Raw genomic sequence first — 22077 nt, forward strand, 5'->3', positions numbered from 1 at the left:
GGTCGCCGCGCTTGGTCCGCTCCACCATTCGGAGCATCCCCATGGCCGAAGACCGGCTGACCATCGATCCCGCCAGCATATTCGACAATGTCGACCAGCACCGCGTCGAGTTCGCCGCCACGATCGATGGCGCGCGCCACGCCTTCGCTGCCCAGTACGACCTCCTCCGCGCCCTGTCTGGCGAGGACCCGAACGACCGCGCGGTCGCCGCATTCCACGCGCAGGAGGACCGGATCGCGACGCTCGGAACCAGGGCGTTCGCGCGCGATCAGGATCAGGTGATGGTCGTCATCAGCGAGAACGACCTGGACTGACCGCCTGTTTCTTCGCCGCCGGCCAGGTTAGCTCCGCCACCACCGGAAAGTGATCGGACGGATACAGCGCGCCCTGATGGTCGGTCAGGGTACGGATCTTCATCGGGATCAGCCCACGGGTCCAGATCCAGTCCATGCGTCGGTCCGGTTTGCCGGTGAAGCCGTGGAAGGTGGCGGCCGGGCCCTTCTGCTTGAAGGCGACCTGCCACGCGTCGGACAGGCTCGCCGCCAGCGTCGCGTGGGTCGGGCTGTCGGGGGCGGCGTTGAAGTCGCCGGTGACGACGACCGGACCCGGCGTCGCGGCGACGCGGCCGGCGAGCAGCCGGGCGCCGCGGACGCGCGCGGCCTCGTCGTCGATGCGATAGGGCAGGTGCGTGTCGAACAGCGTGAATCCGTGCGTGCCGTCGAGGCTGGTGAACCGGCCCCAGCTGACCATCCGCGGATAGGGATGGCCCCAGCTGATGCTGCCCGGCACGCCGGGCGTGTCCGACAGCCAGAAGTCACCCTGCGCGTCCAGCCGCCAGCGGTCGGTGCGATAGAAGATGCCCATATGCTCGTCACCATGCCCGCCGCGGCGGTCGCGGCCGAACCAGGCATAGCCGGACAGCGCCGCGATTAGGTCCTGCGCCTGCGCGGCGACCAGTTCCTGCGTGCCGATCACGTCGGGCGCCGCGCGGGCGATGGTCTTCGCCATCAGCGCGCGGCGATGCGCCCAGTCATTGGCCCCGTCGGTGGCGACGGGCACCCGGACATTGACGGTCATTACAGTCAGGTCGGTGGGCTTGGCGGTGGCGGGACAAGCGAGGATCAGCGTCAAGAGCAGCGCCAACCCCTGTCTTGTACTCCCGCGAAGGCGGGAGCCCAGTCTGATGAGCCACACCAGCGAATGTTCTCTCCAACACCGTGTTCCCGCCTTCGCGGGAACACGGAAGGTGTGGGCCAACCCCATCATGCCCCCTCCAGCGCCCGGGCGCGGCGGCGCTGGACGGAACTGCCGATCCCCATCGCCTCGCGATATTTCGCGACCGTCCGCCGCGCGATGTCGAATCCCTTGGCCTGGAGCAGCTCGACCAGCGTGTCGTCGGACAGGATCTTGGCCCCCTCACCCGCGATCAGCGCGCGGATCGCGCTCCGGACCGCCTCGGCCGACACCGCATCGCCGCCGTCCGCCGCCTGGATCGCCGAGGTGAAGAAATATTTCAGCTCGAACGTGCCGCGCGCGGAGGACAGGTACTTGTTGCTCGTCACCCGGCTGACCGTCGATTCGTGCATCTCGATCGCGTCGGCGACGCGCGCCAGCGTCATCGGCTTAAGATGAGCGACACCGTGGAGGAAGAACGCCTCCTGCTGCTTCACGATCTCGGCGGCGACGCGGATGATCGTGCGCTGCCGCTGGTCGAGCGCCTTGGTCAGCCAGTTGGCGCTGGCCAGGCAGTCCGACAGCCATGCCTTCGACGCCTTGTCCTGCGGCCCGGTCGCCAGTTGCGCGTGATAGCGCCGGTTGACCAACACGCGCGGCAGCGTCGCGTTGTTCAGCTCGACCGTCCAGCTACCGTCCGCGGCGCGGGTGACGAACAGGTCGGGCACCACCGCGCTCGGCGGCTCGCCGCCATAACGACAGCCCGGCTTGGGATCGTAAGCGCGCAGCTCGCGGATCATGTCGGCCATGTCCTCGTCGTCGACATGGCAGAGCCGCTTCAGCCGGGCGAGGTCGCCGCGCGCCAGCAGGTCGAGATTGTCGAGCAGCCGCGCCATGCACGGGTCGTAGCGATCAGCCTCGCGCGCCTGGAGCGTCAGGCACTCGGCCAGGTCGCGCGCGCCGACGCCGGTTGGGTCGAAGGTCTGGACGATCGCCAGCACCGCCTCCACCCGCGCCAGCGGCACGCCGAGCCGCTGCGCGATGTCGAGCAGGTTGCCGCGCAGATAGCCGGCCTCGTCGATCTGGTCGATCAGGTGGTGGGCGATGAACAGGTCGGCCCCCGCCACCGCCGGCCCGGCCTGTGCGATCAGATGCTCCGACAGGCTCAGGTCGGGATTGGCGAAGGCGTCGAGGTCGGGGCCGTCCTCCGGCCCGGCGCCGCCGGACAGGCGCCCATCGCGACCGACCCCGCCGTCGGCGACCGAGTCCTGCTGGTGGCTCTCGGTCGCATAGTCGATGTCGAGCGGCTCGGCCGGTGCCGCGCCGGTGACGAGCGCGTCGGCGGTGGCGGGCTCGGGCGCCGGTGCCGGTTCGGGGCGAACGATCTCGGTCCCCGCCCCCGCTTCCAGCAGCGGGTTCTTCTCGATCTCCTCGGCGATGAACGTCTCGATCTCGAGATTGGACAGCGTCAGCAGCTTGATCGCCTGCTGAAGCTGGGGGGTCATCACCAGCGACTGCGACTGGCGCAGGTCGAGGCGCGGAGCGAGGGTCACGACCTAGATCCTCCCCTGCAAGGGGAGGTGGCAGCGCGCAGCGCTGACGGAGGGGTGTCGCCCTCTCGATAGCGGGTCACCCCTCCACCGGCTTCGCCGGTCCCCCTCCCCTTGCAGGAGAGAAATTGGCGTCCGGGCACATCCATCCCCCTACAGCGAGAACGTCTCGCCGAGGTACAGCCGGCGCACATTGGCATCGGCGACCAGTTCGGCGGGGCTGCCGGTGAACAGCACGCGCCCGTCATAAATGATGTAGGCGCGGTCGACGATGTCCAGCGTCTCGCGGACATTATGGTCGGTGATGAGTACACCGATGTCGCGGCGCTTCAGATCCTTCACCAGGTCGCGGATGTCGGCGATCGAGATCGGGTCGATGCCGGCGAACGGCTCGTCGAGCAGCATGATCGACGGGTCGGCGGCCAGCGCGCGGGCGATCTCGGCCCGCCGCCGCTCGCCGCCCGACAGCGCCATGGCCGGCGCCGCGCGCAACCGCGTCAGGCCGAACTCGTCGAGCAGTCGGTCGAGCTTGGCCTGCCGTGCCGCCTTGTCCGGCTCGGACAGTTCCAGCACGGTCAGGATGTTCTTCTCGATCGACAGGCCGCGGAAGATCGAGGTTTCCTGCGGCAGATAACCCAGACCCAGGATCGCGCGCCGATACATGGGCAGGCCGGTGATGTCGTCGCCATCGAGCATGATCCGCCCCGAATCGGGCTTCACCAGTCCCATCACCGAATAGAAACAGGTGGTCTTGCCCGCGCCGTTGGGGCCGAGCAGCCCGATCACCTCGCCCCGGCCCACCGTGACCGACACGTCGGTCAGCACGATCCGCTTGTCATAGGACTTGGCGATCGACACGACCTGCAGGCCGTCGGTCGCCGGCGGCTCGGCGATCGGCGACGTGTCGGTGGGGGCGGTGTCGGTCGGCAGGGCGGTAGTGGCCATCGAACGGCGCCTCGCAGCAGTTTGGTATCGCCGCATCGCAGCCGGCGATTGTGGCAGGGTTCATGCATGAGCGAATGGGGCGGGAAAAGCCCCTTTCGTCCGATCAGTTGCGGTTCGGAACCGAGAATGTACCGGTGACCCGCCCCGCGCGGCGTTGGACGTTGCCGTCCGTCGCGGGTGCGCCGGTGCTGCCGACCGACGATCCGTCGATCACCGCACGACCGGTGTCCAGGTTGATCGTCAGCCGCCCGCCATTGACCGTGTTGCCCCCGCCCTGCGTCAGCGACACCGCGCCCAGCATGGTGATGACGCGGCGGTTCAGGTCGTAGATGGCGTACTGGCTCTTTGCCGTCTGGTCCGGCCGGCGGACGGTGACGCCACCGCTAGCGTCGAGTCGCGACACCTGCGGATTGCCGCCGACGACCTCGCCCGTATAGGCGACCGTCATCCGCGCGGCGTTCAGCGTCATCTCCGCCTGCTTCACCGATACGCTGCCCGACAGGACGGCGCGGTTGGCCCGGTCCTGCAACTCGATATGGTCCGCGCCGAAATCGATCGGTGCGTTGGTGTTGTGGCGCTGCTGCGCCGTCGCGGACAGCGGCAGGATGGCGAGCAGCGAGGCAAGCAGCGGGGCGGCGATAGGCAGGCGCATGGCGGCTATTTCGGGCCGCGCGGCACGATCCGCAAGCGGGCATTGCCATCCAGGGTGACGGTGCGGCTTTCAAGGTCGGCGCGCATCGAGTCGCCGCGGAACGTGCCCTGCGGCACCGTGCCGCTCACCGCACCCGCGCTCTGCAACGTCCGCTCGCCAAGGTCGACGGTGGCGTCGCCCGTATCCAGCCGATAGCCGCCCGCCGCCTGGAACGCGATCGGCCCGTCGACCTTCATCTTCTGGGTATCCATGTCGTAGCGGCCGGACGGCGCCACCAGCCGTGCCGGCCCATCGCTCAGCCGGATGCCGGCACTCAGCTGCGACAGGCGCACGATCGGCTCGGCCGAGCTGCGCTGCACGGCCGAGCCCGCATCCAGCTCGAACGGCTGCCCCTTGTCGTCCTGCCCGCGATAGCGCGCCGACTGAAGGCGCATCCGCTCCTTGGCAACCTCGACCTTGTTCTTGTCGAGCACGAACGAGACGTCGCCGGCAGCGGTCAGCGGCGCCATCACCAGGAACGCTGCGAGCACCCCGACCGACATCGGCAGCACGACGCGGGCACCCGCGACGAGCCGGTCGTGGCGGCTGCCCGGCGCTGCCCAGATCTGGCGCGCGGTCCGCTCGCGGCGGGCGGCCTCAGACATGGGCGAACACGTCGATCTCCGGCCAGCCCGCCAGGTCGAGCGCGGCCCTCGCCGGCAGAAAGTCGAAGCATGCCTGCGCCAGTTCGGTCCGCCCCTCGCGCGCCAGCCGACGCTCCAGCTCGTCCTTCAGCCGGTGGAGATAGCGGACGTCGGACGCGGCATATTCCTTCTGCGCCTCGCTCAGCACCGGGCCGCCCCAGTCGGACGACTGCTGCGCCTTGGACAGCTCCTGCCCCAACAGCTCCCGCACCAGCTCCTTCAGCCCGTGGCGATCGGTATAGGTGCGCACCAGCCGCGACGCGATCTTGGTGTCCCAGGCCGGTCCGGCGACCACGCCCAGATAATGGTCCAGCGCGGCGATATCGAACCGGCCGAAATGATAGAGCTTCAGAACGTCCGGATCACCGAGCAGCGCACGCAGATTGGGCGCGCCATAGTCGCTGTCCGGCGCGAATCGGACCAGATGCTCGTCCTCGCCGCCATCGGACAGCTGCACCACGCACAGCCGGTCGCGCGGTGTCATCAGCCCCATCGTCTCGGTATCGACGGCGATCGACGTGGCTCCGGCGAACAGGCCGGCGGGAAGGTCTTCCTCGTGCAGATAAACGGTCATTGCGGTGCCGTAGCGGCGCGCGCGTGAACGCTCAACAACGCATCGTCCGATCGGGACCGCCAGCGACGCACCCGGACGCCGCAATCGTTTGACTGTGCCGTTACGGCAACGCATCGCGACATTTCGGTCGAACCGGAGGCATTAAGCAAAAACTGTTCGCAGAGGCTGCGGTGATCCGCTATACGAGAGGATAGGCGCGGAAGGTTTGGCGCCGAAAGGCCGTGAGCACGTCGTCCGGCGCTCGGGTTCTTTAGGAAGCACATGCGGGCGAACCGGGAAGACGAACAGGGCTTATGAGTTTCGATAAAGGCGGCCGCGGTCAGCGTGGCGGGCGTGGGCGCGACAAGCGCGACAGCTTCGGTGGCGACGATTTCGGCGGCGGTAGCAGCTTCGGCGGCGGCGGCGATCGCTTCGGTGGCGGCGGCTTCGGCGGCGGTGACCGATTTGGCGGCGGCTTCGGCGTCGGCGGCGGCGGTGGCTATCGCGGCGGCGGTGGCGGCTTCGGCGGCGGCGGCGGTGGGTTTGGCGGCGGTGGCGGCGGTGGCCGCGGCATGCCCCCCCAGGTCGTTGGCGAGGGCACGGGCGTCGTAAAGTTCTTCAATGGCCAGAAGGGTTTCGGCTTCGTCGTGCGCGATGATGGCGGTGAGGACGTGTTCGTCCACATCTCCGCAGTCGAGCAGGCCGGCCTGACCGGCCTGGCCGAGGGTCAGCCGCTCGGCTTCACCCTGGTCGATCGCGGCGGCCGCATCTCGGCTACCGAGCTGAAGATCGACGGGGAGCCCATGGCAGTGACCGAGCGCGCCCCGCGCGAGCCGCGTGAGGGTGGCTTCGGCGATCGTCCGGCTCGCGGCGCGGCAGGCGGCTTCGGCGGCGATCGCGGCGGTGCTCCGCAGCGGCAGCTGACCGGTGAGAAGGCGACCGGAACGGTCAAGTTCTTCAACGCCATGAAGGGTTTCGGCTTCATCCAGCGCGACGATGGTCAGCCCGACGCGTTCGTCCACATCTCGGCCGTCGAGCGCGCCGGCATGGCGAGCCTGAACGAGGGCGATCGCCTGCAGTTCGAACTCGAGGTCGATCGTCGCGGCAAGTATGCCGCGGTCAACCTGTCGCAGCATCAGGGTTGATCCGACCCAGATGATGATGGCTCGCCCGGCCTGACCGGGCGAGCCGCTTCCTGTTCGCGTTTCCGATAAGGCCTGGGGCGGATATTCCGCGCCGGGCCTTGTCTCGTTTCGGACCAGGGGTGCGCAGATCTCCGGCATCTGATCTTCAGCATTTTGCACCCATTGCCCGCGAACATGCTCATCCTTACGATCTCACCACCTCTAGCGTGGTCAGCCGCGATGCGATTTCAGTCCTCACTTCGCCTTATCGCCGTCGTCGCAACAACCATGGCGACCGCAGCAGTCGCTCAGCCGCACAAGATCGGTGCGATCTTTCAGCGCGGAGATGACGCCATTGTCATAACCCCCTGCCCTGCTGGTGGAGATCATGACGAGAATTGTCGCGCGGTCGAGGCGCGCTCCAGCCTCCAGGTCCGAAAGCTCGGCAGCGGTTATATAATCGTCCGTTCCCTCTGGCGCCGACCGCCACGTGGAGCAGGTCCCGACATCATCCTGTTCGGCGACGACGGCGGCTCGGGCGGCTACGGTGACCTCTTCGCGGTGACCTTCGGCCGGGACGTGCAGGTTCGGACGCTGAGCGGCGAGCGTATGGACTCGGCCACGGTGACCCCGGGCAAATCCGGGCCACGGATCACCCTGGCGTTCGACATCGAGTTCTTCAACGGCGCGCCACATGCCGGAGCGATCATCGTGCCGCTGCCGGTGCGCTGGGCGAATGGCGACTTCGCGCTCGACCTGCCCGCGCTGATCCGCCCTGCCCCCTCCCCCGCGCAGGCGAATGCGCGCGTGGCGGCGATGACGCACGAGCTTCGCGAGTGGCTCGCCGCCCGGCAGAACCCGGCCGTCCTCTACCCGCCGGAGGCGCCGTCAGGGACGCCGATTACGGCCAAGGCGCTGGTGGAAGCGATGCTCTCCGGTCATGCGGATCTGGCGCGGACGATGCTCGACCGCAGTTGGCCGCGTCGGAATGGCGGGTCGCCGGGCGGCAAGGAACGGTTCTGGGCAGACCTGTGTCATGCCGTCCGGGCGCAACCACTCTGGCAGCGGTTCGGCCTGGGCCGCCTGCCCCATGCCGATCTGATCGTGGCCGGCGCGGAGCATCGCGCGGGATAGCACTCCGCCATGGCGCCGCGCGGCGTTTGCGTTCAAGGAGCCGCGTCATGCGCCACCTGATCGCCATTGCCCTCGCCGCCGTTACGCTCGCCGCCCCCGCCCGGCCCCAGACGGTCGCCTCGCCCCCGATCGTCCCGGTCGAGGTAATCGCGCGCTACCCGCACGACCGGACGGCCTTTACCGAGGGGCTGATCTGGCGCGATGGCGCGCTGTACGAGAGCGTCGGGCGTGAGGGCGAGTCGGATGTGCGCCGCGTACGGCTGGCCGATGGCCGGGTCGAACGCAGCGCGAAGATCCCGCCCGCGCAGTTCGGCGAAGGACTGGCGGCGTGGGGCAGCGAGCTGGTCAGCCTGACCTGGCACGACGGCGTCGCCCATCGCTGGGATGCCAAGACGCTGAAGAAGAAGGGCCAGTCGCGCTTTACCGGCGAAGGCTGGGGCTTGACCGGCGACGGCCGCTCGCTGATCCAGTCGGATGGCACGGCGCAGCTGCGCTTCCTCGATCCCGGGACGCTGGCGGTGCAGCGGCAGCTGACGGTAACGCTGCGCGGCAGGCCGCTGACCCAGATCAACGAGCTGGAATGGGTGAACGGCGCGATCCTGGCCAATGTCTGGCACCAGCCCTTCGTCGTCAGCATCGACCCCGGCTCGGGCGCGGTGACCCGGATCATCGACCTGCGACCATTGGTGGCGGAGATCGCGGCGACCGATTCGGAGGCGGTGGCCAACGGCATCGCCTATGACGCGAAGGCGCGGCGCCTGTTTGTAACGGGCAAATTATGGCCGACCCTGTTCGAGGTCCGGCTGAAAGACTGAACGCCCCTCACGTCATCAGGCGCTGCAACGTCGCCAGTCGGTCGGCCTCTGCCGCCGGCTTGTCGAGGCGGATGCGGGCGATCCGCGGAAAGCGCATGGCGACGCCCGACTTGTGCCGGGTGGAGGCATGGATCGAGTCGAACGCGATCTCTAGCACCAGCGTCTTCTCGACCTCGCGGACCGGTCCGAAGCGATTGAGCGTATGCCCGCGGACGAACTTGTCGAGCTGGCGCAGCTCCTCGTCGGTGATGCCGGAGTAGGCCTTGCCGACCGGCAGCAGCTCGCCATCTTCGGTCCAGCAGCCGAAGGTATAGTCACTGTAATAGGATGATCGCCGGCCATTGCCGCGCTGCGCGTACATCATCACGCAGTCGGCGGTCAGCGGATCGCGCTTCCACTTGTACCACAGCCCGGCGCGGCGACCGCCGACATAGGGGCTGTCGCGGCGCTTCAGCATCACCCCCTCGATCGCCGCATCGCGCGCGCCGGCGCGGATCGCCTCCAGCGCCGTGAAGTCGGCCGCCTCGATGACCTGGCTCAGGTCGAAGCGATCGGGGTCGAGCCGCGGCACGAACGCCTCCAGCCGCGCCCGCCGCTCCGTCCAGGGCAGCGTCCGCAGATCCTCCGCCCCGTCGAACAGGATGTCGTAGAGCCGGACGAAGGCGGGATAATCGGCCAGCATCTTCGCCGATACCGTCTTGCGACCGAGCCGCTGCTGGAGCGCGTTGAAGCTCGCCGCCCCTCCACCCGCATCAAGGGCGCCGCCCTGGAACTCGCCCTTCACCATCAGCTCGCCGTCGACCGCGCCCGGAGTCGCGAAGGCGGCAGCGACGTCTGGAAAGCTGCCGGTCACGTCGTCGCCGGTGCGGCTGTAGAGCCGGGTCTGGCCGGCGACATGGACGATCTGGACGCGGATGCCGTCCCATTTCCACTCGGGAACGTAATCGGCCAGGTCGACGCGCGCATCCTCCAGCCCATGCGCGAGCATGAACGGGCGGAAGACCGGCGTGTCGGCGGCGGTCGGCTGTGCGCCCCTGCCCTCCAACCAGTCGAACAGCGTCGCATAGGGCGGCGACAGTGCGTGCCACAGCTCCTCCAGCAGCTCGACATCGACCCCGAACGCGTTGGCGAGCGCCGTCTTGGCAAGCCGCGCCGACACGCCGATCCGCAACGCGCCGGTCGCCATCTTCAGCAGCGCGAAACGCTCCTCGGCATCCAGCCGGTCGAGCATCCGTGCGAGTTCCGCCGGCGCGTCGGCGCGTGACAGGTGGCGCAGTCGCTCGACCGCGTCGTTGAGGGACATCGGCGCAGCGTCGACCGGCACCGTCGGTGCGGGCCAGAGCAGCGCGACCGTCTCCGCCGTGTCGCCGACATAGTCGCGGCTCATGCGGAACAGCACCGGGTCGACCCGCTCCTCGATCAACGCCCGGATCAGCGCGGGCTTGACCCCCGGCAGGTCCAGCTCCCCCGTCAGCGCCGCCATCGCCCAACCCCTGTCGGGATCGGGGGTGACGGCCAGATAGTCGGCGATCAGCTTCAGCTTGGCGTTGCGACCCCGCGTGTAGATCAGCGAGTCGAGAAGCGCGGCAAAGGCGTGCATGCGGGTGCAACGCTCGGCAGGGTCGTTGCGGTTCCGACCCCGGCTCCGTAAGCGCGCGGGCGATGACCCGCCGCCGCCTGCTCCCGCGCCTGTTCCTGCTCGTCGTGCCGCTGCTGATCGCAGGCGTGGCGCTTGTCGGTTTCCTCAACGCGCGTGCAGATCCGGTCGTGCGGCGCGCGACGGTGCTGCTGCCGGACTGGCCCGCAAATGCGAAGCCGGTGACGGTCGCGCTGCTCAGCGACGTGCATATCGGCAGCATGGCGATGGATACCGGCCGGCTGTCGCGCATCGTCGGTGAGGTGAACGCGCTCCACCCCGACCTGATCGTGTTGGCCGGCGACTTCATCAACGGTCACGACCCGGTCGAGGGCCGCGCCTATGCCGCGGCGCTGACCCGTCCGCTCGCGCGTCTGTCGGCGCCGCTGGGGGTGATCGCCGTGCTTGGCAACCACGACCACTCCGCCGCACCGGCCGCGGTCACCCGGGGGCTACAGGCGGCGGGCATCACCGTGCTGGCAAACCGATCGGTTCGGCGCGGGCCGCTGGTAGTGGCCGGCATCGACGACGGCTATACCGGTCACGCCGTAACCGGCCCGCCTCTTGCAGCCGCGCGGGCTATGGGTGGTCCGCTGCTTGTCGTCAGTCATGGACCCGACGTGCTGCCGCTGCTTCCAGCCGATAGTGCACCGCTGGTGCTGATGGGTCACACGCATTGCGGTCAGGTCGTGCTGCCCGGCGACCTGTTCGTCAGCAAGGCCATCGACACCGGCGAACGTCTGTTCGATCCGCGCTATCGCTGCGGCCTGGTCCGCGATCCCGGCCGACTGAGCATCGTCACCGCCGGGCTGGGCACCAGTCGCCTGCCGATCCGCTTCGGCGCACCGCCCGACCTGTGGCTGGTACGGCTGCGCGGATCGGCGGGCCGAGGCGATTAGTCCACCGCGTCCTTCACCGTCTTGCCGGCGATCAGGCCGAGCACCAGGAAGATCACGAACAACGCGATCGCGATGAAGAACAGGATCTTGGCGATGCCGACAAAGGCGCCGCCCACTCCGCCGAAGCCCAGACCCCCGAGGATCAGCCCGACGACCAGAAAGATGATTGCGAGTTTCAGCATGACCAATCCTTTCAGCTGTTGCGGCTAGCCTCGAACAGGAACCAGGCGCGCTCCTCGGCCTGATCGATCCAGTCGTCGGCCAGGCTGGACGTGGCGGTATCCTTCGCCTCTTCCGCCCGCTCGCGCGCGTCGCGCAGCGCCTCGACCAGCTTCAGATTGTCGTCGCGCAGCTCCGCCAGCATCTCGTGCGGGGGAACGAAGTCGCGATCATTGTCCGCGATCTGCTGGCGCCGGCCGATATCGCCGATCGAGCGCAGCGTGGTGTTGCCCGTCTTGCGCACCCGCTCGGCGATCGCGTCGGTCACGCCCAAGATCTGCGTCGCCTGATCGTCGAGCATCAGGTGGTAGTCGCGGAAATGCGGGCCGGAGACGTGCCAGTGGAAATTCTTGGTCTTGATGTACAGCGCATAACAGTCTGCCAGCGCGATGTTCAGCGCTTCGGCGACCGACTTCGTGTCATTGCGGTTCAGGTCGCTGGGGGTGGAAAGCGCGGGATCGACGGTGGCCATGCGGAGCTCCGATAAGGGTTCGCTGGCGAAACGACCGGCTCGGCGATTGGCTCCCGCGAAATCGATCAGGCCGCCAGCCGTTCCGAGCAGGCGGCGGCATAGGCGTCGCACGCGGCCAGGTCCTGCGCCTCGCTGCCCACCGCATCGGCGAGGAGCGCCAGCCAGCCATGCACCGCAACATCGCCCTGGCCGAGCGCCTTGCCCAAGAAATGCGCGACGGTGACCGCCGGGTCGAAACCACCGCGATGGGCGAGCAGGCGGATGGCGTCGAGCTGCGGGGCGATCTGCGCCGCGCTGAGATAGGGTGCCCGCACGTCGAGCGCGGCGATCCGCGCCATCAGGTCGGCGCGAAGCGTGCCATTGTCGACTACGCCGTTGTCGATCGCCTGGTCCATCACCATCCCCTCGCCCCCGATCGGGCGATGCCATGCTAGGCTCGCGATGGTCAATGCCAGGTGAACGCCGATTCGGACCGCTGTCGGCGGTTGACTTCGCGGCCGCCATCCGCCATGCGCGGCGACTGATCGAGCGGTGGTCCGTCGGGCCGGCCGCTCTCTTCTTATTTGCAGGAACAGGGCTCATGGCCAAGCCGACCACCGTCAAGATCAAGCTCGTCAGCTCCGCCGATACCGGCTTCTTCTACGTGACGAAGAAGAACCCGCGTACCAAGACCGAGAAGCTGAGCTTCAACAAGTACGATCCGGTCGTGCGCAAGCATGTCGAGTTCAAGGAAGCCAAGATCAAGTAATCCGTCCCGGGGCGGCCATGCCGCCCCCTGGATTGCCGGATCGAGCACAGACCGTGGGCGGCAACGCCCGCGGTTTTTTGTGCTCGAACGTCTTCGATGCTCCGGACACGATCGCTGCGATACGGCTCCGTCAGGCGGGGCTCATCCCGGCAAGAGGCCGATGTCGAGCGGATGCCGCCACCTCAGGCCAGTCGGTTCACCGCCTCCATGAACCGCGACAGGCTGATCGGCTTCGACACATAGGCGTCAGCCCCCGCGCCGCGGATCCGCTCCTCGTCCTCGCGCCCGGCATAGGCGGTGACCGCCATGATCGGGATGCGGCGCAGGCGCTCGTCGGCCTTGATCGCCAGGATCAGCTCATAGCCGGTGACGTGCGGCATCTGGATGTCCATCACGATCAGGTCGGGCATCACCGCCAGCGCGCGCGCCACCGCCTCGCGCCCGTCGCGGACCGGCTCGGCGATCCAGGCATGGGCGCGCAGCAGGTCGCAGAACAGCTTCAGGTTGAGTTCGTTGTCCTCGACAACGAGAACCTTTTTCGCCACGCGTTCGATCATCCTTTCACGACGATATGCAATGAACCCCGCCAACACAAACGACAACGCGGCCGACCTGGCCCTTAACGCGCTTGCGTGGACGCTGGCTGAACCGGCGCGGGCCGAGCGGCTGCTGTCGACCACCGGATTGACGCCCGCGGACCTGCGCGCACGGATCGGCGAGCCGGCGGTATTGGCGGCGATACTCGGCTTCCTTGAGGCGCACGAGCCCGACCTGATCGCCGCCGCCGAGGCGCTGGACTGCCGCCCCGCCGCATTGGTCGCGGCGCGTGCGACACTGGAGAGCCAATGAAGCCGCTGCTCATCACCGACTGTGACGAGGTGCTCGTCCACATGGTCCGGCATTTCCGCGACTGGCTGGGCGAGGCGCACGCGATCGACTTCGATCTGGGCGGCGGCGACTTCACCTCCAGCATGACCCGGCGCAACGGCGCGGCGGCGCCGACGCAGGACGAGATGTGGGGCCTGCTCGGCGGCTTCTTCCCGGCGGAAATGGCGCGGCAGACGCTGGTGCCCGGCGCCGCGGAGGCGCTGCGCGCGCTGGCGGCGCAGGCCGACATCGTCATCCTCACCAACCTGTCGGACGCCTGCCACGCTGCGCGCGTCCAGCAGCTCGCCGCCTTCGGCATTCCGCACCGCGTCGTCTGCAACCAGGGCGGCAAGGGTCAGCCGGTGGCGGCGCTGGTCGCCGAGCATGGCGATCCGGTGACGGTGTTCGTCGACGATCTGGCCGTCCACCACGACTCGGTCGCGCGCCACGCGCCGGGCGTCCACCGCCTGCACATGATCGCCGAACCGCTGCTCGCCGCCGCCATGCCCCCCGCCCCCGCGGCGCACGCGCGGATCGACGACTGGGTCGAGGCGCGGGACTGGATCGAGGCGCGCTTCGCGGCGCGGATGGCAGCGTAAATCTTGCCCCAATAGGGGAGCTGGCAGTCCGAACGGCTGACGGAGGGGTGTCACCCTCTCGATGGCGGTGCCCCCCCCCCCCACGCCTTCGGCAGCGGCTGCCCTCCCTTTACAGGGGAGGATCGACAGCCCCCCTTGACCCGTTCCGCGGCTCCGGGCACCCAGCCGGCATGACCGAACACATCGATCGCGCGCTCGAGCAGCTGGGCCTCTCGCTCCCGGAAGCGGCCGCCCCCGTCGCCGCCTATGTCCCCGTCGTCGAGGCTGGCGGGCTGCTCCACCTGTCGGGACAGCTGCCGTTCCGCGACGGGCAGCTCATCACCGGCCGACTGGGCGACTCGGTGTCGCTGGAGGACGGCCAGGCCGCGGCACAGGCGTGCGGGCTGATGATCGTCGCGCAGCTGAAGAAGCATCTCGGCGACCTGTCGCGGGTGCAGCGGATCGTGAAGCTGGGCGTGTTCGTCAACTCGACCGGCGACTTCACCGATCAGCCGAAGGTCGCCAATGGCGCGTCCGAGCTGATGGTCGCGCTGTTCGGCGACGCGGGCAAGCATGCCCGATCGGCGGTCGGCGTACCGGTGCTGCCACTCGGCGCGGCGGTGGAGATCGACGCGATCGTCGCGATCGGCGAACCGCTGGCAGGTTGACCCCGGCGCCCCTATCTGGGCGACGATGACCAGCGTAACCGCTCGCCTGCACGACGGCGTCCGCGCCATTTCCGCCGCCGAGTGGGACGCCTGCGCCGGCCCCGGCAACCCGTTCGTCGGCCATGCCTTTCTGGCGGCGCTGGAGGAGTCGGGCTCGGTCGGCGGCCGGTCCGGATGGCAGCCGCTGCCGATCGTGGTCGACGGCGTCGACGGCCGCCCCGCCGCCATCGCACCCGCCTATGCCAAGAGCCACAGCCAGGGCGAGTATGTCTTCGACCATGGCTGGGCGGATGCGTGGGAGCGGGCCGGTGGCAGCTACTATCCCAAGCTCCAGATCGCCGCGCCGTTCAGCCCGGTGCCCGGCCCGCGCCTGCTGCTGCGCGACCCTGCCGCTGCCCCGGCACTGATCGGGGCGATCGAGGCGGTGGTCGACCAGAACGGCCTGTCCTCCGCCCACGCCACCTTCATCGCCGAGGATCAGGTGCCGCTGTTCGAGGCGGCAGGCTGGCTGATCCGACTGGGCACGCAGTTCCATTGGGCGAACCGCGACTATGTGACTTTCGATGACTTTCTGGCCGATCTGGCCAGTCGCAAGCGCAAGGCGATCCGCAAGGAACGCGCCGCCGCGGTCGAGGGGCTGACGATCCGCCACCTGACCGGTGCCGCGATCGAGCCGCGCCACTGGGACGCGTTCTGGCGCTTCTACCAGGATACCGGCAGCCGCAAATGGGGCCGCCCGTACCTGACCCGCACCTTCTTCCCGCTGCTGGGGCAGGCGCTGGACGAGCGCGTGCTGCTGATCCTGGCGGAGCGGGACGGGGTGCCGATCGCGGGGGCGCTGAACCTGATCGGCGACGATGCCCTCTACGGCCGGTACTGGGGCGCGACAGAGGAGGTGCCGTTCCTCCATTTCGAACTATGCTATTATCAGGCGATCGACGCGGCGATCGCGCGCGGCCTGTCGCGGGTCGAGGCGGGGGCGCAGGGCGAACACAAGCTGGCGCGCGGCTATGTCCCCGTGCCGACCTGGTCGGCGCATTACATTCCGGACCCGAACTTCCACCGCGCCGTAGCCGATTTCCTGGAGCGCGAGCGCGAGGGCGTCGCCGCCGACGCGGACTATCTGACGACGCTGGCGCCGTTCCGCCGCGGGTGAGGCAACAGCACCGGCGGCGGCTGGGTCCGGTCGTCGATCCGGTAGAGCGTATCGCGACCGTTGCTCCAGATCGGCGTCATGCCCTTGACCAGCGCCGGGTCGAAGACCGGCGGATTGAGCAGCCAGACATAATCGAACGCGTTGCGCGGGAAGTTGTTGAGCGACATCGCGATCGGGCGCCACCACTCGCCGCGACAGCGCCGGTCGGTGACCACCTGCGACGGGTCATGGGCATAGCCGCCCGCCGCGAAGTAACGCGCGGTCAGCTGCTGCGCACCGGCCATCGACCATTGGTCGTTGGTATAGGCCAGCTTGCGCTCCAGCAGCAGTCCGGGGACATGCTCCAGCCGCGAATAGGCCCAGTCGTCCTGGCAGCGGCGACCGACGAAGCTGACGACGCGGGCACGATCCGGCAGCTTGTCGAGCGCGGTCAGCACGCTGTCGTAGCGCTGGTCGTAGAGCCAGTAGCTCCAGGTCGTCCCCGCCAGTCGCGCACCCCAGAAGGCGAGGCCCAGCATGGCGAGCGTCGCCATGCTGCGCATCGACACGCCGGGCCGCGGGCGCAGCGCGATCACCGCGATCGCCAGCACGAACGGCGCCAGCCGCATATCGGCATAGGCCGAGCCGAACACGATCCGCGGCAGCAGCAGGAACATCGCTGCCAGAAAGGCTGCCGACAGCGCCAGGTTGCGCGAATAGACGATCCGCTTGTCGCGCACCCCCTTCACCAGGATCGCGAACAGGACGCACGCGGACAGGATGTCCCACAGCATCCAGCGATCGCGCAGCACCATCAGCACCCAGCTGTACTTGGCGTTCCAGTTGAACCAGTCGGCGGTCTGGCCGGTGACATGGTCGCCCGACCGCCAGAAGATCATCAGCGCCATCGGCAGGGCGAGCGGAATGCAGCCGAGCCCGGCCCGGATCCATGATTCGAGCCAGTGGCCGCCCTGGCGATCCTTGCGCAGATCGTGCTGGCGGATCATCTCCGCCGAGAAGGCGAGCACGCCGAGCACGCCCCAGCCAAAGGTGTGGCAAACCCACAAGGCGCACGACACCGGCACGAACACCAGCGCCCGGAAGCGCAGCCGGCCAAGCCGCGCCAGCCGCAACCACCAGGCGAACAGGTTGAGCGCCAGCGCCATCGACAGCGCGAAGTTCACGAAGCCGAACTGGAAGGGATAGCTGTATGCCAGCGGCAGCGCGAACAGCGCGGTCGCGGGGATGCGGCCATGCACCTCGCGCGCGATCCACAGCAGCCCGGTGACGGTCAGCACCGGGATGGCGATGACGATCAGCTTCACCGCCGGCTCCAGCCCCATCAGATGGGCGAGCGGGATGACGAGCAGATCGATGCCGAGATTGCCGATCAGCGACCAGCGGAAATCATACCAGCGGTGCAGCCAGGGATTGTCGCCGATGACCAGCGACACGCGATAGCGCGCCATGTGTCCCGGCAGGTCGACCAGCGGCGGAATGTCGGGCCAGAGCAACGGGATGGTGGCGGCCAGCGCCATTGCGACGACGAACCAGCGCGTCTGCCACCAATGCAGCTTTTCCCCCATTCGCACAGCCTTAGGACGATGGACTCGGTGGCGCAACGTGGTTGCGGTGGATGGTCGAAGGGTGACGTCTCGCCACGCCTTCCTCTTCCGTCATTGCGAGCGCAGCGAAGCGATCCAGGGCATCACGCGCGGCGCTATGGATTGCTTCGCTGCGCTCGCAATGACGAGGATCAGCGGTCCCGCCGCCCCAGCAGGCGCAGGCGCAGCGCGTTCAGCTTGATGAAGCCCGCCGCGTCGCGCTGGTCGTACGCACCCTGGTCGTCCTCGAACGTCACCACCTTCTCGCTGTAGAGCGAGTGGGGTGACTTGCGGCCGGTGACGCTGCACGACCCCTTGTAGAGCTTCAGCCGGACGGTGCCCGACACCTTGGCCTGGCTGTAATCCACCGCCGCCTGCAGCATCTCGCGCTCTGGCGAGAACCAGAAGCCGTTATAGACCAGTTCGGCATAGCGCGGCGCCAGCTCGTCCTTCAGGTGCGCGGCGCCGCGATCGAGCGTGATCTGCTCGATCCCGCGATGCGCCATCGCATAGATGGTGCCGCCCGGCGTCTCGTACATGCCGCGGCTCTTCATGCCGACGAAGCGGTTCTCGACCAGGTCGAGCCGGCCGATGCCATGCTTGCGGCCGAGGTCGTTGAGCGCCGCCAGCAGCGTCGCCGGGCTCATCGCCTCCCCGTTCAGCGCGACGCCGTCACCACGTTCGAAATCGATCGTGATCGTCTCGGGTGCGTCGGGCGCATCCTCGGGGTTCACGGTGCGCGAGTAGACGTAATCCGGCACTTCGTCCCACGGATCCTCCAGCACCTTGCCCTCGGACGAGGTGTGGAGCAGGTTCGCGTCGGTCGAGAACGGCGCCTCTCCGCGCTTGTCCTTCGACACCGGGATCTGGTGCGATTCGGCGAACTCGATCAGGCGGGTGCGGCTGGTCAGGTCCCACTCGCGCCACGGCGCGATGACCTTGATGTCGGGGGCGAGCGCGTAATAGCCCAGCTCGAAACGGACCTGGTCGTTGCCCTTGCCGGTAGCGCCGTGGCTGACCGCGTCGGCGCCGACCTGGCGCGCGATCTCGATCTGGCGCTTGGCGATCAGCGGCCGCGCGATCGAGGTGCCGAGCAGGTATGTCCCCTCGTACAGCGCGTTCGACCGCATCATCGGGAAGACGTAATCCCGGACGAATTCCTCGCGCAGGTCGTCGATGAAGATGTGCTCGGGCTTCACGCCCATCAGCTCGGCCTTGGCGCGGGCCGGCTCCAGCTCCTCGCCCTGCCCCAGGTCGGCGGTGAAGGTGACCACCTCGCAGCCATATTCCTGCTGCAGCCACTTCAGGATGACGCTGGTGTCGAGACCGCCCGAATAGGCGAGGACGACCTTCTTGATGCCGCTATCGTTCATGGGTCGCGCCCCTATGCGCTCGCACGCGCGGGCGCAACCTCTCGCTGGCGTTCAGCCGCGATGCAGCCGGCAAGGCGCACGGACGCGCATCCTTCTCCGGAGAATTCGCCGATGCGCCTCGTCGTTGCCGCCCTGCCCCTGATTTCGCTGCTCGCCCTGCCTGCCGCCGCGCAGGAGACCCGCGCCTCGGCAGCGGCCAAGTTCAAGACCGAGTTCGCCCTGTCCGACACCAATAAGGACGGCGTCCTGACCCGCACCGAGGTGCAGGCCCGGATCGCGCGGATGGGCGCGGGTGCGAAGAAGATCGACCGGGTCCACGCCAAGCGCCTGAGCGACCTGTGGTTCGACAAGGCCGATGCGAACAAGGACGGCAAGGTCACCCAGGCCGAGGCACAGGCGCTACTCGCCGCCACCTTCGCGAAGTACGACGCCAACAAGGACGGCAGGATCGGCGGCGACGAGCGCGCTGCGGCGAAGAAGGACGCGGGGCGGTAGCTGCTCGGTCATGCCGGGCTGGCCCCGGCATGACCGAGCAACGCGCGGCTACCCCCGCAGCGCGTCCTCCGCCTCGCCGATATAGTCCCGCGTCAGCGGCACGGTCAGCCGCTGTTTCGACAGCTGGATCTGATAGTTGCACATGCCGCCCGTCCGGAACGCCGCCGCCGCGCCCGCCAGGTAGAAGGTCCAGAGTCGATAGAAGCGCTCGTCATAGAGCGCTACGATCTGGTCCTTCGCCGCGACCGTGCGGTCGTACCAGTGGTCGATAGTCAGCGCGTAATGGACGCGCAGCACCTCGACATCGGTCGGGAACAGGCGCGTCCCCTCATAGCCGCGGACGATCTCCGACAGGGCGGGGTTATAGCCGCCGGGGAAGATGTACTTGGTCGTGAAGCTGTCTGTGACGCCCGGTCCACCCATCCGGCCGATGGTGTGGAGCAGCATCACGCCGTCGTCCGCCAGCAGGTCGCGGCACTGGCGAAAGAACGCCTTGTAGTGCGCCGGCCCGACATGCTCGAACATGCCGACCGACACGATCCGGTCGAACTTGCCGGTGACGTGGCGATAGTCGATCAGCTCGAACCGCACCTTGTCGGCGACGCCGGCCGCCTCGGCCCGGGCGCGGGCGACCTTCAGCTGCTCTTCCGACAGGGTGACGCCCAGTACCTCGGCACCGGTCTTCTGGTGAAGGTACAGGGCCATCCCACCCCAGCCGCAGCCGATGTCGAGCACGGTCATGCCGGGCTTCAGCAGCAGCTTGGCGGCGATATGCGCCTTCTTGTCGGCCTGGGCCTGCTCCAGCGGGTTGGCCGGATCGGTGAAATAGGCGCAGCTATACTGCCGGTCGGCGTCGAGGAAGAGGTCGTAGAGCCGGCCCGAAAGGTCGTAATGATGGGCGACGTTCCGCTTCGACCGGCGCGCCATGTTGATCCGGTCGAGCCGGTGGATCAACGCCCCCGCCGCCCGGACCGGCAGCGACGGATGCAGCCCCCCGCCCCGCTCCCACGGGCTGTTGCCCTTCAGTAGAGAGACGAGGTCGCGTATATCGCCCTGCTCGATCACCAGCCGCCCGTCCATGAACGCCTCCGCGGCGCCCAGCGCCGGGTGGCGGACGATTCGGCCGGTGACCCCGGCATCGGCGAAGCGGATGGTCACGTCGGGCAACGCCGGATCGGGCTTGCCCATCGTCAGCCGCCGCCCGTCGGCGTGGATCACGGTGAGCTGCCCGCGCTTGACCTGCCGCGCCAGGAAACGATCGATCAGAGCCATGTTCGGCTGCTACCGCACCGGGCACCGCTGTCAAATGCCCGCGTACCAGTCGTAATCGACATTATCTTCCCAGTACCCGCCCTTGCCCTGTCCTATTCCGGCCAGACTGGCGATCGCGTCGATCCGCATCAGATATTTGGCATGCTTGTACCCCAGCTGCCGTTCGACCCTCAGGCGGCAGGGCGCACCGTTCATCACCGGCAGGAACCGGTCGTTGAGCGCCCAGGCGAGGATGGTCTGCGGGTGGAAGGCGTCGACCAGGTCGATCGTCTCGTAATAGGGCACGCCGCCATACAGGTCGGCGCAGGTGAACATGACGTAGCGCGCCGCGTCGCGCAGCCCGGCGGCGCGGAGCACGGTGGCGAGCTGCGGCCCCTGCCACTTGGCGATCGCGCTCCACCCCTCGACACAGTCGTGGCGGGTGATCTGCGCGCGCTGCGGCATCGCGCCGAGATCGGCGAGCGACAGCGACAGGGGCCGCGCGACCAGCCCGCCGACCGTCAGCCGCCAGTCGGCGAACTTGCCGGCGCGCAGCGCGGCATAGTTTGCCGTCCCCGGATCGCGGGTGCCGTTGGGGCGAAAGAAGGGCGAGCGCTGCGCGGCGTCGAACTCGGGGGCCAGCGCACTCCGGTCCATCAGCGCGCGTTGCAGTCCGCGCTGCATATCCTCGCCGGCGAACAGGATGCGGCGGGCGGCGGGCACCTGCACCACCCGGTCGCATCCGGCGAGCAGCAGCCCGGCGCCCCCGCCGATCAGCGTGCGACGCCCGATCATTCGGGCACCCGCCAGCGCCCGGTCAGCATCGAGCGTACCTCGTTCAGCGGTCCGGCGAGGATGACCAGGACGAGGTGGACGATCGTGAACAGCCCGATGCCCGTCGCCGTCAGGAAGTGGATCGACCGCGCCGACTGCCGCCCGCCGAACAGGTCGAGCACCCACGGCCATGCCGCGTTCATCCCCGGCGACAGCGCGATGCCGGTCAGGATCGCCAGCGGCAAGGCGACGAAGATGACGAGAATGTACGACAGCTTCTGGAAGATGTTGTAGTCGCGCGGCCGCTCCGGATCATGGAAGCGGAAATCCAGATGGGCGCGGAAATCGGCCCGCAGGTGCGCCGCCGAAAGCTCGCGCCGGTGCAGCCGCAGGTCGCGCGCGAAATGGCGATTGACGAGGCTCCAGACCATATAGGCGAGCAGCCCGAACCCCAGCACCAGTGCGAAGAACAGGTGCCAACGCCGCGAGATGGCCAGGTTGTAGCTCGCCGGGATGGTGATCCAGCCGGGAAAGCGCGGCAGCTCCAGCCAGGCCGGGTCGAAGTTCGCACCATACCGCCCCCAATAGAGCCGCGGATGCGCGTTGGAGATGCCGAGGCCGGAGCCGAGCAGGATGAAGATCGCGACCGCGTTCACCCAGTGCCAGATGCGGGTGCCGATCGCGTGGCGGCGAATGATCGTGCCGGGGGGTGCGTCCATTGCCGCGATG

General features: G+C 68.4%; 28 protein-coding genes. 11 read left to right on the forward strand and 17 right to left on the reverse strand.

The genetic code is table 11. The features are described from left to right. The first annotated feature begins 41 nt into the window (after positions 1-41). Positions 42-314, forward strand: a complete 273-nt coding sequence (locus tag Q5H91_RS08050; RefSeq protein WP_305172875.1) for a hypothetical protein — start codon at positions 42-44, stop codon at positions 312-314. On the opposite strand, the gene Q5H91_RS08055 is transcribed toward Q5H91_RS08050, so the two are convergent. The 6 genes from Q5H91_RS08055 to Q5H91_RS08080 all read right to left on the reverse strand — a co-directional run bounded on the left by Q5H91_RS08055 (position 292) and on the right by Q5H91_RS08080 (position 5577). After that, positions 292-1143: an endonuclease/exonuclease/phosphatase family protein gene (locus tag Q5H91_RS08055; protein WP_305172876.1), complete on the reverse strand. Its 852-nt coding sequence runs from the start codon at positions 1141-1143 to the stop codon at positions 292-294. The two genes, Q5H91_RS08050 and Q5H91_RS08055, sit on opposite strands and share 23 nt — an antisense overlap. A gap of 119 nt (positions 1144-1262) precedes the next feature. After that, positions 1263-2726 (reverse strand): RNA polymerase factor sigma-54, encoded by a 1464-nt coding sequence (rpoN, locus tag Q5H91_RS08060; protein ID WP_305172877.1) that lies wholly within the window; start codon positions 2724-2726, stop codon positions 1263-1265. 150 nt (positions 2727-2876) lie between these two features. After that, on the reverse strand, positions 2877-3668 hold the full coding sequence (gene lptB / locus Q5H91_RS08065) for an LPS export ABC transporter ATP-binding protein (RefSeq protein ID WP_305172878.1): 792 nt from the start codon (positions 3666-3668) through the stop codon (positions 2877-2879). Positions 3669-3771: 103 nt separating this feature from the next. Next, positions 3772-4320 carry an LptA/OstA family protein gene (locus tag Q5H91_RS08070; RefSeq protein WP_305172879.1) on the reverse strand — a complete coding sequence of 183 codons (549 nt, stop codon included), beginning with the start codon at positions 4318-4320 and terminating at the stop codon, positions 3772-3774. Between the two features lie 5 nt (positions 4321-4325). Further along, positions 4326-4964: an LPS export ABC transporter periplasmic protein LptC gene (gene lptC, locus Q5H91_RS08075; protein WP_305172880.1), complete on the reverse strand. Its 639-nt coding sequence runs from the start codon at positions 4962-4964 to the stop codon at positions 4326-4328. Further along, a complete protein-coding gene (locus tag Q5H91_RS08080) occupies positions 4957-5577 on the reverse strand; it encodes a ribonuclease D (RefSeq protein ID WP_305172881.1) in 621 nt (206 codons plus the stop codon). Before Q5H91_RS08080 ends, lptC begins: the two co-directional genes overlap by 8 nt. Before the next feature lie 293 nt (positions 5578-5870). On the opposite strand from Q5H91_RS08080, the gene Q5H91_RS08085 reads away from it, so the two are divergent. After that, positions 5871-6701: a cold-shock protein gene (locus Q5H91_RS08085; protein WP_305172882.1), complete on the forward strand. Its 831-nt coding sequence runs from the start codon at positions 5871-5873 to the stop codon at positions 6699-6701. A 234-nt stretch (positions 6702-6935) separates the two neighbouring features. Here the strand turns inward: Q5H91_RS08085 and Q5H91_RS08090 are convergent, their stop codons facing one another. After that, positions 6936-7070 (reverse strand): hypothetical protein, encoded by a 135-nt coding sequence (locus tag Q5H91_RS08090; RefSeq protein ID WP_305172883.1) that lies wholly within the window; start codon positions 7068-7070, stop codon positions 6936-6938. Between the two features lie 171 nt (positions 7071-7241). On the opposite strand from Q5H91_RS08090, the gene Q5H91_RS08095 reads away from it, so the two are divergent. Together Q5H91_RS08095 and Q5H91_RS08100 are read left to right on the forward strand one after the other, a co-directional pair. Continuing rightward, positions 7242-7814 (forward strand): hypothetical protein, encoded by a 573-nt coding sequence (locus Q5H91_RS08095; RefSeq protein WP_305172884.1) that lies wholly within the window; start codon positions 7242-7244, stop codon positions 7812-7814. A gap of 47 nt (positions 7815-7861) precedes the next feature. Then, a complete protein-coding gene (locus Q5H91_RS08100) occupies positions 7862-8629 on the forward strand; it encodes a glutaminyl-peptide cyclotransferase (protein ID WP_305172885.1) in 768 nt (255 codons plus the stop codon). Between the two features lie 7 nt (positions 8630-8636). On the opposite strand, the gene Q5H91_RS08105 is transcribed toward Q5H91_RS08100, so the two are convergent. Next, complete coding sequence (locus Q5H91_RS08105; RefSeq protein ID WP_305172886.1) at positions 8637-10229, reverse strand: cisplatin damage response ATP-dependent DNA ligase; 1593 nt, start codon at positions 10227-10229, stop codon at positions 8637-8639. 62 nt (positions 10230-10291) lie between these two features. Here Q5H91_RS08105 and Q5H91_RS08110 point away from each other — a divergent pair, with 62 nt between their 5' ends. Then, positions 10292-11164, forward strand: coding sequence for a metallophosphoesterase (locus Q5H91_RS08110; protein ID WP_305172887.1), 873 nt, complete (start codon positions 10292-10294; stop codon positions 11162-11164). Here the strand turns inward: Q5H91_RS08110 and Q5H91_RS08115 are convergent. From Q5H91_RS08115 to Q5H91_RS08125, 3 genes are all read right to left on the reverse strand, one after another. Next, positions 11161-11346 carry a DUF1328 family protein gene (locus tag Q5H91_RS08115; protein WP_305172888.1) on the reverse strand — a complete coding sequence of 62 codons (186 nt, stop codon included), beginning with the start codon at positions 11344-11346 and terminating at the stop codon, positions 11161-11163. The two genes, Q5H91_RS08110 and Q5H91_RS08115, sit on opposite strands and share 4 nt — an antisense overlap. Positions 11347-11357: 11 nt before the next feature. Beyond that, entirely contained in the window at positions 11358-11855 is a 498-nt protein-coding gene (locus tag Q5H91_RS08120) for a Dps family protein (RefSeq protein ID WP_305172889.1), read from the reverse strand. Between the two features lie 65 nt (positions 11856-11920). Continuing rightward, the gene (locus tag Q5H91_RS08125; protein WP_305172890.1) at positions 11921-12250 is read right to left on the reverse strand and encodes a hypothetical protein; all 330 of its coding nucleotides are present in this window, start codon (positions 12248-12250) and stop codon (positions 11921-11923) included. Between the two features lie 185 nt (positions 12251-12435). On the opposite strand from Q5H91_RS08125, the gene rpmG reads away from it, so the two are divergent. Then, positions 12436-12603 carry a 50S ribosomal protein L33 gene (rpmG, locus tag Q5H91_RS08130; RefSeq protein ID WP_007407030.1) on the forward strand — a complete coding sequence of 56 codons (168 nt, stop codon included), beginning with the start codon at positions 12436-12438 and terminating at the stop codon, positions 12601-12603. A gap of 182 nt (positions 12604-12785) precedes the next feature. Here rpmG and Q5H91_RS08135 read toward each other — a convergent pair whose 3' ends face one another. Continuing rightward, entirely contained in the window at positions 12786-13148 is a 363-nt protein-coding gene (locus tag Q5H91_RS08135) for a response regulator (protein WP_305173134.1), read from the reverse strand. A gap of 31 nt (positions 13149-13179) precedes the next feature. On the opposite strand from Q5H91_RS08135, the gene Q5H91_RS08140 reads away from it, so the two are divergent. The 4 genes from Q5H91_RS08140 to Q5H91_RS08155 all read left to right on the forward strand — a co-directional run bounded on the left by Q5H91_RS08140 (position 13180) and on the right by Q5H91_RS08155 (position 15872). Further along, positions 13180-13452, forward strand: a complete 273-nt coding sequence (locus Q5H91_RS08140) for a DUF3572 family protein (RefSeq protein ID WP_305172891.1) — start codon at positions 13180-13182, stop codon at positions 13450-13452. After that, on the forward strand, positions 13449-14069 hold the full coding sequence (locus Q5H91_RS08145; protein ID WP_305172892.1) for an HAD family hydrolase: 621 nt from the start codon (positions 13449-13451) through the stop codon (positions 14067-14069). Before Q5H91_RS08140 ends, Q5H91_RS08145 begins: the two co-directional genes overlap by 4 nt. 170 nt (positions 14070-14239) lie before the next feature. Then, positions 14240-14716, forward strand: a complete 477-nt coding sequence (locus Q5H91_RS08150) for a RidA family protein (protein WP_305172893.1) — start codon at positions 14240-14242, stop codon at positions 14714-14716. Positions 14717-14741: 25 nt separating this feature from the next. Next, a complete protein-coding gene (locus tag Q5H91_RS08155) occupies positions 14742-15872 on the forward strand; it encodes a GNAT family N-acetyltransferase (protein WP_305172894.1) in 1131 nt (376 codons plus the stop codon). Here Q5H91_RS08155 and Q5H91_RS08160 read toward each other — a convergent pair. Next, a complete protein-coding gene (locus Q5H91_RS08160; protein WP_305172895.1) occupies positions 15836-17437 on the reverse strand; it encodes a hypothetical protein in 1602 nt (533 codons plus the stop codon). The two genes, Q5H91_RS08155 and Q5H91_RS08160, sit on opposite strands and share 37 nt — an antisense overlap. A gap of 170 nt (positions 17438-17607) precedes the next feature. Beyond that, positions 17608-18828, reverse strand: coding sequence for an argininosuccinate synthase (locus Q5H91_RS08165; protein ID WP_305172896.1), 1221 nt, complete (start codon positions 18826-18828; stop codon positions 17608-17610). Positions 18829-18939: 111 nt separating this feature from the next. On the opposite strand from Q5H91_RS08165, the gene Q5H91_RS08170 reads away from it, so the two are divergent. After that, positions 18940-19323, forward strand: coding sequence for an EF-hand domain-containing protein (locus tag Q5H91_RS08170; protein WP_305172897.1), 384 nt, complete (start codon positions 18940-18942; stop codon positions 19321-19323). Between the two features lie 48 nt (positions 19324-19371). Here the strand turns inward: Q5H91_RS08170 and Q5H91_RS08175 are convergent, their stop codons facing one another. The 3 genes from Q5H91_RS08175 to Q5H91_RS08185 are packed head-to-tail and all read right to left on the reverse strand — an operon-like array spanning position 19372 to position 22067. Beyond that, entirely contained in the window at positions 19372-20595 is a 1224-nt protein-coding gene (locus tag Q5H91_RS08175) for an SAM-dependent methyltransferase (RefSeq protein ID WP_305172898.1), read from the reverse strand. Positions 20596-20625: 30 nt separating this feature from the next. Beyond that, positions 20626-21369, reverse strand: coding sequence for a molybdopterin-dependent oxidoreductase (locus tag Q5H91_RS08180; RefSeq protein WP_305172899.1), 744 nt, complete (start codon positions 21367-21369; stop codon positions 20626-20628). Beyond that, positions 21366-22067 carry a cytochrome b/b6 domain-containing protein gene (locus tag Q5H91_RS08185; protein ID WP_305172900.1) on the reverse strand — a complete coding sequence of 234 codons (702 nt, stop codon included), beginning with the start codon at positions 22065-22067 and terminating at the stop codon, positions 21366-21368. Before Q5H91_RS08185 ends, Q5H91_RS08180 begins: the two co-directional genes overlap by 4 nt. Positions 22068-22077 lie beyond the last annotated feature (10 nt).

Source organism: Sphingomonas aurea (genome assembly GCF_030678875.1).
GTDB lineage: Bacteria > Pseudomonadota > Alphaproteobacteria > Sphingomonadales > Sphingomonadaceae > Sphingomonas > Sphingomonas aurea.